Raw genomic sequence first — 14,663 nt, forward strand, 5'->3', positions numbered from 1 at the left:
CTATACTTAAGAAAGTTATTAAGTGAAAATAATTAGAATCTTCTGAATCATTTGCCCAACGAATAGTTAAAAATTTATTCAATGAAGATTGATATCCTATTAGTTAAGTTTGATGAGAATCTAATTTGAATATGTTCTTAATAAAACTTGACAGGATCGGAAATTAGGACCGTCCTCTTCCCTACCGCTCATCATACTACCGATTAAAATAAGAGTACTAGGATAAGTTGAAACCGTATTGTCGTCAACTTTTGCCTTACCCGCAGGGAATTAAGCCAATAATGCAGCCAACTGATTCAAGTAAGTTTACAGAACAAGCCTGGGACGCAATCGTCAAATCACAAGACGTAGCCCGGCGTTTTAGACATCAAACCTTAGAAGTGGAACACGTTGTTTTAGCCCTGTTAGAACAGGAAAAAGGTTTAGCTATTCGCATTTTAGAAAAAGCTAACCTAGATGTCCTTCGATTACAACAACAGTTAGAAGTTTTTAGCAACCGTCAATCTAAAGTAATTACCGTCGATCAACTTTACTTAGGACAAGGCTTAGACTTGATGTTAGATCGTGCGGAAGCTTCTCGTGAAAGTTGGCAAGATAAATATATTTCCGTTGAACATCTGTTGATGGGATTTGCTGAAGATGAAAGGATTGGACGACGTTGCTTGAAGAGTTTTCAATTTGATCCACAAGATTTAGAAAAAGAGATAAGGGCGCTTAGAGGGTCACAAAAAGTCACCGAACCTAACCAAGAAAAGAATTATGAAGCCCTTGTGAAATATGGGCGAGATCTTACTGAACAAGCAAAAAAAGGAAAACTTGACCCTGTAATTGGCCGAGATGAAGAAATTCGTCGTGTGATTCAGGTTCTTTCCCGTCGATCAAAAAATAATCCCGTCTTAATTGGAGAACCAGGAGTCGGAAAAACTGCAATCGCCGAAGGGTTGGCTCAACGTATCATTAACGGGGACGTTCCTGAGTCTCTCAAAAATCGTAAATTAATTTCCCTAGATATGGGGAGTCTCATCGCGGGAGCAAAATATCGAGGGGAATTTGAGGAACGTCTACGAACTGTAATGCGAGAAGTTACCCAATCTGGGGGAGAAATTATTCTCTTTATAGATGAACTTCATACCGTTGTTGGGGCAGGTTCTCGTGAAGGAGGAGGCATGGATGCAGGCAACCTCTTAAAACCAATGTTAGCCCGCGGAGAATTGCGCTGCATCGGTGCAACAACTCTTGATGAGTACCGGAAGCATATTGAACAGGATCCTGCGCTGGAACGGCGTTTTCAGCAAGTGTATGTCAAACAACCGAGTGTGGAAGATACAATTTCTATTCTACGGGGACTCAAAGAACGCTATGAAGTCCATCATGGGGTCAAAATTACTGACTCAGCATTAGTGGCTGCAGCAACTCTTTCCCATCGTTACATTACTGATCGCTTTTTACCCGACAAAGCTATTGACCTTGTAGATGAAGCTGCAGCTAAGTTAAAAATGGAGATCACCTCTAAACCCGTTGAATTAGAAGATGTTGATCGTCGTTTAATGCAGTTACAAATGGAAAAACTTTCCTTAGAGGGAGAAGAACAAAGAGGAATGTTAATCATCGATCGCGCTTCCAAAGAACGCTTAGAAGGAATTCAAAAAGAAATAAAAAATTTAGAATCTACTCACGAACAACTCGCGTCCCAATGGCAGTCAGAAAAGCAGATACTTAATGATATTAATACTCTCAAAGAAGAGGAAGAACAGTTACGTCTACAAGTTGAACAAGCAGAAAGGGCTTACGAACTGAACAAAGCTGCCCAATTGAAATACGGTAAACTAGAGGTGGTTCAACGGCAACGCGAAGCAAAAGAAACCCAACTTCTTGATATTCAAGCGCAGGGCAAAACCTTACTCCGAGAACAAGTCTCTGACTCTGATATTGCTGAAATTGTAGCTGGATGGACAGGTATTCCTACCAATCGTTTGTTAGCGACCGAACGTCAAAAACTTCTTAAACTTGAAGGACATTTACACGAAAAGGTTATTGGACAACAAGAAGCTGTAGCCGCTGTTGCTGCTGCTATTCGCCGTGCTAGGGCTGGAATGAAAGATCCCTCCCGTCCTATTGGTTCATTCTTGTTTATGGGTCCTACGGGGGTGGGAAAAACTGAGTTAGCTAGAGCATTAGCCGCTTTTCTCTTCGACTCAGAAGAGGCAATGGTTCGCATCGATATGTCTGAGTATATGGAAAAACAGGCTGTCTCTCGATTGGTAGGTGCGCCCCCTGGATACGTGGGGTATGAGAAAGGGGGACAATTATCTGAAGCAGTCCGTCGCCGTCCCTATTGTGTCGTGTTGTTCGATGAAGTGGAAAAAGCCCATTTAGATGTCTTTAATGTTCTTTTGCAAGTCCTCGATGATGGACGTATTACTGATTCTCAAGGACGAGTGATAGATTTCCGTAACGCTATTATTGTAATGACTAGTAACATAGGAAGTAGCCACATCCTCAACCTTACACAAGATGACACAGATTATGAGGAAATGCGTAAAAAAGTTTTGCAATCATTACGTAAACATTTCCGTCCCGAATTTCTAAACCGTATCGATGATCTGATTATTTTTCATACCCTTAAAAAAACAGAGTTACGGCAAATTGTGCGTCTGCAAATCAAACGAATTGAAAAATTACTTAAAGAACAAAAAATTAGGATAAAGTTAACAGACTCAGCCCTAGACTACATTGTTAATTCTGGCTATGATCCGGTCTATGGAGCTCGTCCTTTAAAACGGGCTATTCAACGAGAATTGGAAAATCCTATGGCGACAAAAATACTAGAAAATAGATTTGTTTGTGGTGATCAAGTCATTGTTGACTGTCATAATAATAACTTAGAATTTTGTAAAAAACAATCAGAAGAAGATATTGTTACAGTGAAACCTGAAGTAATTTTTCCCTAAGGTTCTTAAACACTTCTGTAGAAGTAGTTTTTTTATAAAAAAGTGGGGACATAACTTATCAAATTCTTAAGCTACACTAAGTAATATAGCAACTTAGCGGTTGCTTAATATATTCTGAACCATTGTTTCAAGGCAATAGTAGACAGAAAAATATCCTAACTGTTTTGGCGATTACTCTGATGATAGGAAAAATTTAGATAACTTCGATTTTACTTTAGCAAAAAAAACTAGGTTTAGGGTTGGTACGGATAGTCAGTAAGTAGACTAGTTAGTCTAATTTTTTAGCTCACAATTTATTATCTTTTTTTTGAAAATCATTAAAAAACTATTCCTCTTTTTTATAATTTTTTATTTATGTCAAAATCTTTATTAAATTAAACGTCTTAAAAAAAGATAATAAATTGTCTAAACTCTTTAATTATGTTGGATCATAAGAGCAGAGGCATAATTACTGAAGTCCCGATTATGAAAACATGAGGGACTTCAGTCCTAAAAGGCTTGCTATAAACTTTAAATTAATTTAATAACAAACTTTGCTTAAAGTTCTTTGACTTACCTTCAAGGGAAGAGTTATTCTCACTTATAACTCACAAATGGTCACGTATTTGTCACAGAAATTTTTCCCTCCAATCAACTAATTGTCGAACTTAAAGAACAAGCACCATAACGCTATGAACACTCAAGTCTATGTCACTTTCGATAAAAATAAAGCGATTGCTAGAGTTACTTATCACGTTAATGAAGTGATTTCTATTTATCCCATTACATCTTCGTCACCTAGAGGAAAATGGGCGGATGCTTGGGCTTCTTAATTATAACCAAACCTCCGGGTGAGTGTACCTTTTTTCGTCGGAACGCAAAGCGAGGAATGGGTAATAGAAGTTATTAATGAAGCATTGTAAACGAGAGTATCAACAACCGATTTACCGCTTACCAGACCTTATATATTGATAATTTATAATCTCTACAAAATAGCAGAAAAAACCACGTCAATTGGTACTCTATGTCGCAGCGCGATCTCTGGCTGCCTAAGCATTGTCTATTTTCGGCGATCATAGTGATATGATAGCTATTCGTAGGACCGGGTTTGTGTTGTTAAGTTCTGCATCTGTGCAAGATTTAGCTGTAATAGCAACAGCAGTTAGTTTTGAAGCACAGGTTTTTATAAAATTTTTGATGGGTTTGGAACTTTCTATTAAGTGCAGAAAGTGGAGTCATTAGAGGGTAGTGTCTTGCGATCACTGACTAAAGATAAATAGATGATTGCCCACTGTGAACAAGCGTCAACTCTTGATTATCTGATTAGTCGAGAAACTGCTACAAAAAGCAATAGATAAGTTTGCTTAACTAACGAGACGAAAATATCATTTGTTTGAAGATTATAGTAATCCTGAAGCAAAAAAAGTTATTATTTTGATAGGTTTTGGTTGTAAACTCCCTCACGGAGGGGTGGATTATTTATTAAACTAAGGAAAAAAGTTGGAGTCATCAAAATTATATTAGATTATCTATTTGAAGTAACAAAATTTATTAAAGTTTTACTAAAAATAGTAAAATAAATAGCGATATTAGACCGAATTAAAGAACCTAAATCGGTTGTAAGTCTTTTGTGTCTAGATGTTGTCTCTGCTGGTTTAAAAAATGATTTGGAGCAGATACTAATCTCAAATTTGAAATCCAAAATATGAAAATAGTTGTTGGGAAACACTATTGATTTTCTTCTAAAACACTTTTTAAGTATTAAACAAATTTGTAATAGTTTGGTGTCAAATAATTTTTAAAAATTACTTTGTTTTTATAATTAAAGATAGTTTCTATTTTACCGTCTAAATTATAATTATAATTTTTTTACAGAATCTAATAATGTTATTATAGCTATAATCTATGATTTGTACCTAAATTTGATTTTTTTTAAAAAATTAAATCTATCGGAGAATAAACTAATAATTACGTTCAATGATGCTTTGCATATGGCTCTAAAATATCTACTTTTGTAACAGTTATCTGTTCGTATTTTAAAATTTACTTGGCTCAATTAATTAACCTAGTTAATAACGCTCACTTGGTATTTACCATTTATGAATTTTTTTCAAAAAATTCATTGTTTAAAATAATTAACTAACAACTTATTATTTATTAATAAATAGTCTTTATATATTGAAAAATATAGTGTTATTTTTTTAGCTCTTTCTAAGAAAAAATTATTGATAATTAGCTGCAAGTTTATGCTATTAACACTCCTAATAAAGCAAATCTGTATTTCTGCTTGATTAGGAGTGTCACTTCGATAAAAAACTATCGAGCAAATTTAAAAACATAGTCGTAAGACTTACGGTAAAAAGGGCGAACAAATTGTACAAATGAATATGAAAGCGGTTGACTTAGCGTTAGATTATCTTCATTAAGTAACTGTTCTGACAACGATAGATGACGACGCAGCCAACATTGAACATCTGCTCTCCGATACCATATTTGCATTTATCTGTGAGGAATAAAAAAATTATGGCAAAATGGAAAACTTGCAACGTTATTCAATAAATACTTGTATGATACCTCAATGTCCGTGTTCAATATAATAGTAAGTGTGTCTTAGTGTATTCTTATGTAGTCATTCGGTCTAAAGTATATGAGAAATAAGTATTGACCAATGTACTCAAATGTACCAAAAATATTCAAAACTACTTATACAAAGGATTTAAACTGGGAAAAACTTGATTAAAATTCACTATCTAAGTCACTGCGGAGGACTATATCTGGTGTTGGGTTTGCCTAGATGTTTGTACTGAAAAAAATAAACCTTAATCCGAGTTAAAAGCAATAAATATGACTTTTCAATTACCAATACAGGAGCAAAATACCTTACAATTCAATAAAATTAGCTATCAACAGATGTAAGAACCATTGTTTAATTTTTTTGTGCTTGTGCAGAATGCAGGCAAACCCCTTATATAAAATTAGCCACCCAATAATGGACGATAGTATGGCAGTCACATTTGCGACTGCCATACTATCGTCCATGGAGATAATTTGCCAACTACTCCTTTAATTCATAACGAGAAAGGACGCGGACCTATATGGTCTAATTTTTATTTGAAGATAATGCCGAGTTTGGCTTAGGCTTTTGTGTTTCCATTGATAGAAAAAAAAATTTGCCTCTGAGCTAGTTGAAAGTCTTACAGATAAGATAGGGAAAAGTTTAGCAATCGACATCTTAATAATTCACAACAGACTTACGAAGCAGATATCGTTAAACAACAGGAACTGATTTTTATATTGAAGCAACGGTTGACCTAGAATAACTTAGATAAGATAGTGCAGCAAGAAATGTTTAGATTGTCGACAGTGATGGTTGGGCTTATGATATTGGTTGCGGTGAATCGGACCGCCTGTTAGCCAGTGGTCAGAATGTTAATATTCTGGTCTTGGACATGGAGGTTTATTCCAATACAGTGAGACACAGACATTTTCAATATAAGTCCAAAAGATATGTTAATAATAACGTATCATCAGGACAGTAAATTAAACAAAAAAAATTGCAAGGTTGATATTTATTGTTCTTGAAAAGATGCTAACTTTTTAGATAGCCTAATAAACATAAGTTATGGTTCAACTTTACCTCAATTTATTTCAAATTCAATAGAAGTATTGTGCTCTTAGCTAGTATTAATCAATTTTCCAACGATTTGCGATAGGCATTTTCCAGCCTGTTCCAAATGCTCTATCAGTTATTCTTAATCCAGGGCAAGCCTGTTTTCGTTTAAATTCAGCACTGGTAACTAATCTTGTTACTTTATCGATAGTGGCTAAATTAAATCCTGCTTCATTAATTTGACTAACTGATTGATGGCGATGAATTAATCGCTCTAAAATCTCATCAAGTACCTCATAAGAGGGTAAAGAGTCTTGATCGGTTTGATTAGGTTTTAATTCCGCACTAGGGGATTTGGTTAAAATACTATGAGGTATTATTTCTCTGTCACAATTTAGCCAGCGACAAAGAGAAAATACACGGGTTTTAGGTACATCTGAAATAACAGCCAACCCTCCATTCATATCACCATATAAAGTGCAATAACCCACTGCCATTTCTGATTTATTCCCAGTAGATAGTAGAAGATGACCAAATTTATTAGCAATAGCCATCAATAAATTACCCCGAATGCGAGATTGAATATTCTCTTCAGCAATCCCAAATTCTGTTCCCCTAAATAAGGGGTCTAATAGAATCTTATAAGATTTCATAACATCTCCAATAGGCAACTTATAACTGTCAATACCTAAATTTTTAACTAAAGCTTCAGCATCAATAATAGAATGGTGAGAACTATAAGGAGATGGCATAAGTAATGCTAATACATTTTCTTTTCCTAACGCTTCTGCAGCAATCGCAGCAACTAACGCAGAGTCAATTCCCCCACTTAACCCCAAAACCACCTTAGAAAAACCACATTTTCTTACATAGTCTTTAACCCCTAAAACTAAAGCTAGCCAAATTTCTTCTTCCTCTATTTTTATTTCATCATTTATTTTTGATAAAGAAATATCTTTATCTTTGATATTTAAATTGACGAAATCAATATTTTCCTCGAATGCTTTTAATCGTAAAACTATTTCACTCTTTTTGTTTATAGCAAAACTATTTCCATCAAAAATTAAGTCGTCATTACCACCGATTTGATTGACATAAATAATAGGAATTTGATAGTATTTACTACTATATTTTACCATTTTTTCTCGTATCTTTTGCTTACCGATATTATAGGGAGAAGCAGATAAATTTATAATAAAATCAACCCCAACTTTAAGCAAATCTTCTAGGGGATTATGCTCATAATATTTCTTTCCCCAAAATTTTTCATCATTCCATAAATCTTCACATATTGTGATACCAATTTTCAAAGGAGTAGATGACTGGGAATCGGGGAATAATTCGAAATAATTACTTTGTCGTCCTGGTTCAAAATAGCGATCTTCATCAAAGACATCATATGTCGGTAAAAGTCTTTTATGAAATATCTTTTTTATCCGACTATTTTCTAACCAAGCAATACTATTAAAAAGAGGCTTTTCTCCTTTCATATAAGCACCATGATTAGGAGTAACTGTTCCTACTAAAATAGCTAATTGAGAGGGGGACTTCTGAGCTAAACTTTGTAATTCAATAGAAAGGGATTTAATAAAACTAGGATCAAGGAGTAAATCGCGGGGAGGATAGCCACATAAAGATAATTCAGGAGTTAGTAAAAGCCTAGCATTTTGATGAGCAGCAAATTGAGCTGCTTCTACAATTTTTTTTGCGTTATTTTCTAGATCTCCAATGATTGGATTAAGTTGAGCAATGGCAATTTTCATGATTAATATTATTGAATTTAAATGAATATAAAAGGTTTATCTTTAAAGGTAGCAAATGCTTCAGCGTCAAAGCGATACAAACTGGCAGGTCTTCCTGTACCTCTAGAGACTTTTCTTTCAGTATCTATCAGAAAACCTAATTTTAATAACCGAGATTTAAAATTAGAATAATCAGCAAATTCTTTTTCTAAAAAAGTTGTATAAACTTTATCAAAATCATTTAAAGTAAATAAGTATGGTAAAATCTCAAAAGCAATAAGAATATATTCAAGTTTATTACTTAATCGTTGATAACCATAATTTAAAGTTTGATTATGATCAAAAAATAATTGAGGAATCTTTTGAATTATGTACCAAGTAGTTCTATCATCATTGTCAATACTTAATAGTTCTGTTTCTTCAAAACGAACTAAAGAAAAATAGCTAACAGAAATATAGCGAACACTACAACTCTCAAGAGATACTCTTGGATCTAGATTTAGTATTTCAAAGGTATGTAACTGCTTTAGATATAAATTATTACCTCTGATTTTTTCAAAAAATATACTTTGGGAAGCCTCTTGCAGAGGTTTCCTATTTCTTACCAAAGTTTCAGGTAAACTCCATTGATTATCAAAAAATTTTTCTTCCTGTTTAACCAATAAAACTAAGAGTTGATGATGGTGAGAATCGATGGAGAAAATTACATTGTTTACTTCAACCTTAAAAGCTGCTAAAGTGAGTTTGTTTTTCTCTAAATTCATCGGTATAACTGCTCTTGAGAAATATATTCTTGAATAGGTTGAATCAATACATTTTGATTTTGGTTTTCTCGATAAGCAGTTGAAGAAACGGCAGGAGCATTAAGAGCAGCGATCTGATAGTTTCCTCCTAATTTTTTTAAAGCTATTAAATCTTTTTGAATAAGATCGTATCCAGAGCGAGGAACAATTAAAAGATTGACTTGATCTAGTAAATCTTCAATATGATACCAACGACGAATTTGACTAACTAAATCAGACCCGATTACCAAACTATAATCAGGGTTGTTTCCCCAAATTTCCTTAGCTTTAGCTAAACTAATCAAACTACATCGATGACTTAGCTTCTCACTAAGATAAATATTGTTTCTGGGGAGATTGATATCATCAATTAATAACTTTAACATTGCCATACGATGGGACCAAGAAGTTTGATGAGTTTTAAAGGGATTATCCGAAGTCCAAACCCCAACCCAATCATAGTGAGTAGATAACCAACGGAGAATTGATTGATGTCCGGCGGTAGGAGGATCAGCACTGGTTCCAAACAGAGCAATTTTTGTCATGTGATTAATAATTAATGCTCAACTATTCACTATCAACTAACCTAAAGATTGACACAACGATTCGAGCTCATTGGAAATTTTAACCTCAATTGAAGTGAGTTGACTAAGATGACGAGTTGCAGAGGGAAGACTCTCAACTGACCTTTGAGTTCGTTGACGAATAGTCTCTAAAGATTCAGGTTGAAACAAAGATTTTCCTTCTTTCATCACCAACTGTAAAAGTGGAGTTTCCGCTCTCTCAATCGAGACAGTGGCTAATCCTAAACGATCACCTTTAATTATGCCCTCATTGTAGGTCCTAAAAACCTGTTTTCGCCCTGGATAAGTGGCTTTCTGGCTAGATTGTTTCATGGTAGTAATTCCATCAATTTCCACTAATTTATAGACTCCGTTAAGAGGTTTGCCGGTGACAAGGTTGGTTCCGAGTCCATAACCATCAATAGAGGCACTTGCTTTCTTGAGACGGGCAATTCCCCATTCATCAAGATCGCCACTGGTAAAGATTTTAATATTGGGTAACAGCGACGCACTTTTTGGGATAATGCAGCTAAATCTCCCGAATTTAAGCGAACTCTTGTTACATTTAGGGTTCCTTTATTAACTTTCTCCGCTAATCTTTCTGCTGCAGCTACTGTATCATAGGTATCAAGTAGTAAAGTAGCTCCTGGAAAATAACGACTAAAAGCATAAAAAGCTTCATCTTCATTCCCTGATACAGCTTTGATAGCCATAATTAAAGAGTGGGCCATGGTTCCACTAAGTTTACACCCTAATTTCAGAGCCGCTAACACATTGTGGCATCCAACCCTCCTGCTAAAGCTGCCCTGGACGCCCATACTGAGCCCTGGGGACTGAACGCACGTCGGGTCCAAAATTCTAGTAATAAGGCGTTTTTACCAGCTACATAACGTATTCTAACAGCTTTAGTAGCAATTAAACTTTGATAGTTGAGGGTGTTTAAAAGGTAGGTTTCTACAAGTTGAGCTTGCCACAAAGGGGCTTCTATCCGCAATAGGGGTTGATGGGCAAACACCGCCGTTCCTTCAGGCACTGCCTAAACTTCTCCCTTAAAGTCTTCTTAAGCTAGAATTAACCAAAATTTAGTGTAAATAGTCAAAAATTCTAGTTTTTTAAAATTTTCTAGTTGCTCTTGACTAAAGTACATATTTTCTAAATAATTCAAACCCTGAGTGAGTTCTATGGCAATTAAATAACCAAAAAATTCTGGGAGATGATGTATAAATAGTTCAAAACTCGCTCGACGATGGGTAAGTTTCTCTCCGGTGTAACAACAACCATGGTTAGCTCGTACAAATCTATGAGCAAACTATAATCATTAGAGGATAAAGTCAATCCTTGGTCTTGGGAAAACATAGGCAATCGAGTTTACTAAATCAGATACAATCATCCTGAGTCCTTTCGTTTAATTAAAGGAAATTCTACAAAAACTAACTGGATTTAAAAGTTTAAATCTAGGTGCATAACAACCATAGATGGTATCCTAATAGATTGAATATGTACTTTTCTTTCGTTGATTAGATTTTACTTTGGGAGTCTTGCTATTATGTCAATATAATTTACAATATCCATCTTAGTTAAAACTTTAGTCTCTAAAAATTCTCAGCAATTGTGAGATTAGCTTTTATTTAGGACAGGAATGATAGGATTAAAGGAATATCGTAGTACGATTCAATAAATCCAACGCACCACTACATCTATAAACTGTCTTACAATGCCTAAATTGTCAGAGTAGATCTATTAATGATTAAACTTGTTCGTTTTATATAAGGGTTGTCATTGAAATTCCTTAATATTTAAGTCTTTTTTAAGAAAAAAGCTCAGTTGACACTCTAATGTTTCTTCTCGATACGGATGAATTAAATCAACTGATTTAGTAGAGACAATAGTTTTTTAGGGGTTTTTCAACAAAAAAACTACTATTATAGTTAGACTAAATTATTTATAAATCAATACTAGCTAACATTTTACTTTATAAAAGTAAACAAAAATACAAAGTATATTCTTGTAATTTCAATATTTATTACAAACTTGTTCCAAGGTTAAAATTTTCTTAGATAATCAGGAACAGAGGAGATTTAAAGAAAGATCTTCTAACCCAAAAAATATAAAAACTTAGCAAGTTAAGTTTTTAATGAAGTTCATGGAAGTTACGAGGCAGATGTTATGAGTTTTAATAAAATGTTGCGAAGCTTAGTTCAATATATTGCCGAAGGCTTTTATAGCATTTTTAGTCCAACTAAAGATGAATGTCCCGATATTGGAGTCCAACCGTTTGATTCTGCAATCTATCAGGAGACATCTGATAGAGTATAGAGTTTAAAGAAGCAAATGATCTAACAGAGTATTACTAGATTTTAGACTAGTAAGCCGTTGTTCTTCAAACTGGGATTACTGAAGATAAATATGCAGGATATTCTTTAGTCCATACATACTTCACTAAAACGTGTGTAACGTGTGTTAGGTGTGTTTTAGTTTAGATCTTCTCTGTTTAAGAGGCGTGTACTCTTCCTTGATGTTTTGTATTTGAATTATCTAAATTGAACTAGTTTATTCGTTAGAAAAATCTTAGAATAGATACTGCTGAGGGGGTTTTTTTGAGTCTAGATTATCGCTTAGTTAAACATACTAGATGTTTCAAGCGACCTGAAGTAAATAATCTCTACTGTCCATCGTCGTTCTAGTAAGTCTTAGTTGTCTTTCAATAAAAGTTAAGTAGGGAAAGCAATAAAAACTCTATAACGATGACATTTAGTTGCTTGTTGAAATATTCTCTAAAACTCGAATCATCTCCCGTTCAAGTTCTAGCGAATAAGCGTAACTGTAAAACTTTATTCTAATCCTAAACCAATCTCTTGCTAAAAAAAATTTTCCAGGACTTGTTATTTAACACTATTAGAATAATAATGTATTTAAAGCATTATTATTCTAATAGTGTTAGAACTTCTAATTTAGAATTAGAATAATTTGTTAACGATTATAGTTTTTTTAAAATTATATGATAGAGTAGGGCTTATTTTTAGCATCTTAAGTTCGGTAGAAATAAAAAGATATGATTGTCTGAGTTAGAAACTTAGATCTTTTTAAGAAAAAGGTTAGGTTTGTTGTAGCTTCTTTTAAAAATATGGTGAAAAAATTTAATAGTTAAAGCATAAGAATCAGTTTCTATTAAAAAATATTTAAATAGAAATTGATTTTTATCTCAAGTTTGAGAAAGAAAAGAATTAAGAACTGAAAGAAGTGATTATGAGTCATGTTTCTTAATACATTCTCTTCTTTCCCAAACTTTGTCCTTGTGTACTCTTCCCCCTGATCCCCTTAAGGTATTACACTAGAAGACTGCAAAAGACGTTGAAATTAATGTTTAGAGATAGCTGTGGGAAAAATTATTATTGCGGGTAATTGGAAAATGCACAAAACTCAGGGGGAAGCTCTGGAGTTTTTGCAAAAATTTAAATCAAATCTCAAAGAAGTGAACGGAACAAGGGAAGTAGTTTTGTGCGCTCCCTTTACAGCTTTGGGTGTTATGTCAAAAAATCTATGTGGTGGGTTGATTCATTTGGCGGCGCAAAACATCCACTGGGAAGACAAAGGAGCTTATACGGGGGAGATCTCTGGTACAATGCTGACAGAGCTTGGGGTAGATTATGTGGTGGTTGGCCATAGTGAACGTCGTCAATATTTCGGTGAAACTAATGAAACAGTCAATCTACGAGGTATAGCCGCCCAACGCTACGGATTAACCCCCATTCTCTGTGTGGGAGAAAGTAAGTCACAACGGGATGCAGGAGAAACAGAAATTGTTATTATTAACCAAGTAAAACAGAGTTTAGTTAATTTGGATCAAAGTCATTTAGTCATTGCTTATGAACCTGTTTGGGCGATTGGGACTGGAGAGACTTGTGAAGCGACTGAAGCTAACCGCGTTATTAGTATCATTCGCTCTCAGTTGTCAAATAAAGAAGTTACTATCCAATATGGAGGATCAGTTAAACCTTCTAATGTTGATGAGATTATGGCACAACCTGAAATTGATGGAGTGTTAGTGGGAGGAGCTAGTTTAGATCCGGTAGGATTTGCACGCATTGTTAATTATCAATAAATAACTGAGTCTATCGGAAATAAGGGAGCGCAACGATCGCCCCTTATTTCTTATGCAGTAGTATGCTGAAAGTATCTGAATCTATTATGGCTGATCTAAAACTAAGACAACATTCCTTTTATTGGGGAAAAAGAACCTATATCATGGGGATTCTTAACATAACCCCTGACAGTTTTAGTGATGGTGGTCAGTTTAATACTTTAGAAACCGCTTTAATTCAAGCTAGAACTCTCATTAATTCAGGAGCAGATATTATCGATATTGGGGGACAATCAACACGGCCCGGATCTCAACAAATTCTTTTTGGAGAAGAATTAAATCGTGTTATTCCTTTAATAAAATTACTGCGTCAGGAAACGTCTATTCCTATTTCGATTGACACCACTAGAGCATCAGTTGCCAATGCTGCAATCGAAGCAGGCGCAGACTTAGTAAATGATATTTCTGGAGGAACCTTTGATTCCCAGATGTTCACAGTGGTGGCTAAGTTAAAAGTCCCTATTATCCTAATGCATATTAGAGGGAATCCTCAAACTATGCAACAATTGACGGGTTATACTGATCTAATAGGAGAAGTTAGTCAATGGTTAGATAATCAACTGAATTTAGCTATACAAGCTGGAATTAAGCGATCACACCTCATCATTGATCCTGGTATTGGTTTTGCCAAAACTTACTCACAAAATTTAGAATTATTGCGGCGTTTGTCAGAGTTTAGGAGTTTAGGCCAGCCTATACTGGTAGGGGTTTCTCGTAAGCGTTTTATTGGTCATATTTTGCAAGAGAATAACCCAAGACAACGACTCTGGGGAACTGCCGCAGCCTGTTGTGGAGCGATATCCCAATCAGCAGATATTTTAAGGGTTCATGACGTAGCACAAATAGTAGATGTAGCGCTAGTAGCTGATGCTATTTGGCGAAGTTAATGCTTTTC

The 14,663-nt window shown here is 34.7% G+C and carries 10 protein-coding genes and 1 pseudogene; 6 read left to right on the forward strand and 5 right to left on the reverse strand.

The genetic code is table 11. The annotated features are described in order from the left end of the window. Positions 1-281: 281 nt before the first annotated feature. The 3 genes from clpB (at position 282) to RGRSB_RS11165 (ending at position 4,172) form a co-directional block, all read left to right on the forward strand. The gene (clpB, locus tag RGRSB_RS07425) at positions 282-2,951 is read left to right on the forward strand and encodes an ATP-dependent chaperone ClpB (RefSeq protein ID WP_119260492.1); all 2,670 of its coding nucleotides are present in this window, start codon (positions 282-284) and stop codon (positions 2,949-2,951) included. Between the two features lie 671 nt (positions 2,952-3,622). Further along, positions 3,623-3,763 (forward strand): hypothetical protein, encoded by a 141-nt coding sequence (locus RGRSB_RS10190; protein WP_172582070.1) that lies wholly within the window; start codon positions 3,623-3,625, stop codon positions 3,761-3,763. Positions 3,764-3,986: 223 nt separating this feature from the next. Then, positions 3,987-4,172 (forward strand): hypothetical protein, encoded by a 186-nt coding sequence (locus RGRSB_RS11165; protein WP_172582071.1) that lies wholly within the window; start codon positions 3,987-3,989, stop codon positions 4,170-4,172. Positions 4,173-5,246: 1,074 nt separating this feature from the next. Here the strand turns inward: RGRSB_RS11165 and RGRSB_RS11265 are convergent. The 5 genes and pseudogenes from RGRSB_RS11265 to RGRSB_RS07450 all read right to left on the reverse strand — a co-directional run bounded on the left by RGRSB_RS11265 (position 5,247) and on the right by RGRSB_RS07450 (position 10,983). Further along, positions 5,247-5,429 (reverse strand): hypothetical protein, encoded by a 183-nt coding sequence (locus RGRSB_RS11265; RefSeq protein ID WP_145961892.1) that lies wholly within the window; start codon positions 5,427-5,429, stop codon positions 5,247-5,249. Positions 5,430-6,614: 1,185 nt separating this feature from the next. Continuing rightward, positions 6,615-8,303 carry an NAD+ synthase gene (locus tag RGRSB_RS07435; protein ID WP_119260494.1) on the reverse strand — a complete coding sequence of 563 codons (1,689 nt, stop codon included), beginning with the start codon at positions 8,301-8,303 and terminating at the stop codon, positions 6,615-6,617. A 17-nt stretch (positions 8,304-8,320) separates the two neighbouring features. Further along, positions 8,321-9,046 (reverse strand): NUDIX hydrolase, encoded by a 726-nt coding sequence (locus RGRSB_RS07440; protein ID WP_119260495.1) that lies wholly within the window; start codon positions 9,044-9,046, stop codon positions 8,321-8,323. Beyond that, complete coding sequence (locus tag RGRSB_RS07445) at positions 9,043-9,609, reverse strand: nicotinate-nucleotide adenylyltransferase (protein WP_119260496.1); 567 nt, start codon at positions 9,607-9,609, stop codon at positions 9,043-9,045. Before RGRSB_RS07445 ends, RGRSB_RS07440 begins: the two co-directional genes overlap by 4 nt. A 36-nt stretch (positions 9,610-9,645) precedes the next feature. Next, a pseudogene (locus RGRSB_RS07450) lies at positions 9,646-10,983 on the reverse strand (nicotinate phosphoribosyltransferase). An 810-nt stretch (positions 10,984-11,793) separates the two neighbouring features. Here RGRSB_RS07450 and RGRSB_RS07455 point away from each other — a divergent pair. From RGRSB_RS07455 to folP, 3 genes are all read left to right on the forward strand, one after another. Continuing rightward, on the forward strand, positions 11,794-11,943 hold the full coding sequence (locus RGRSB_RS07455; protein WP_119260497.1) for an isochorismate synthase: 150 nt from the start codon (positions 11,794-11,796) through the stop codon (positions 11,941-11,943). Positions 11,944-13,003: 1,060 nt separating this feature from the next. Next, on the forward strand, positions 13,004-13,729 hold the full coding sequence (gene tpiA / locus RGRSB_RS07460) for a triose-phosphate isomerase (RefSeq protein WP_172582072.1): 726 nt from the start codon (positions 13,004-13,006) through the stop codon (positions 13,727-13,729). Between the two features lie 86 nt (positions 13,730-13,815). Then, the gene (gene folP, locus RGRSB_RS07465) at positions 13,816-14,655 is read left to right on the forward strand and encodes a dihydropteroate synthase (protein ID WP_119261010.1); all 840 of its coding nucleotides are present in this window, start codon (positions 13,816-13,818) and stop codon (positions 14,653-14,655) included. Positions 14,656-14,663 lie beyond the last annotated feature (8 nt).

The organism is cyanobacterium endosymbiont of Rhopalodia gibberula (genome assembly GCF_003574135.1).
Lineage (GTDB): Bacteria > Cyanobacteriota > Cyanobacteriia > Cyanobacteriales > Microcystaceae > Rippkaea.

What these genes read in the sequence shown, in the direction of transcription:
- clpB (WP_119260492.1), top strand. Translation starts at nt 282, where the DNA reads ATGCAGCCAACTGATTCAAGTAAGTTTACAGAACAAGCCTGGGACGCA.
- RGRSB_RS10190 (WP_172582070.1), top strand. Translation starts at nt 3,623, where the DNA reads ATGAACACTCAAGTCTATGTCACTTTCGATAAAAATAAAGCGATTGCT.
- RGRSB_RS11265 (WP_145961892.1), bottom strand. Translation starts at nt 5,429, where the DNA reads ATGCAAATATGGTATCGGAGAGCAGATGTTCAATGTTGGCTGCGTCGT.
- RGRSB_RS07435 (WP_119260494.1), bottom strand. Translation starts at nt 8,303, where the DNA reads ATGAAAATTGCCATTGCTCAACTTAATCCAATCATTGGAGATCTAGAA.
- RGRSB_RS07440 (WP_119260495.1), bottom strand. Translation starts at nt 9,046, where the DNA reads ATGAATTTAGAGAAAAACAAACTCACTTTAGCAGCTTTTAAGGTTGAA.
- RGRSB_RS07445 (WP_119260496.1), bottom strand. Translation starts at nt 9,609, where the DNA reads ATGACAAAAATTGCTCTGTTTGGAACCAGTGCTGATCCTCCTACCGCC.
- RGRSB_RS07455 (WP_119260497.1), top strand. Translation starts at nt 11,794, where the DNA reads ATGAGTTTTAATAAAATGTTGCGAAGCTTAGTTCAATATATTGCCGAA.
- folP (WP_119261010.1), top strand. Translation starts at nt 13,816, where the DNA reads ATGGCTGATCTAAAACTAAGACAACATTCCTTTTATTGGGGAAAAAGA.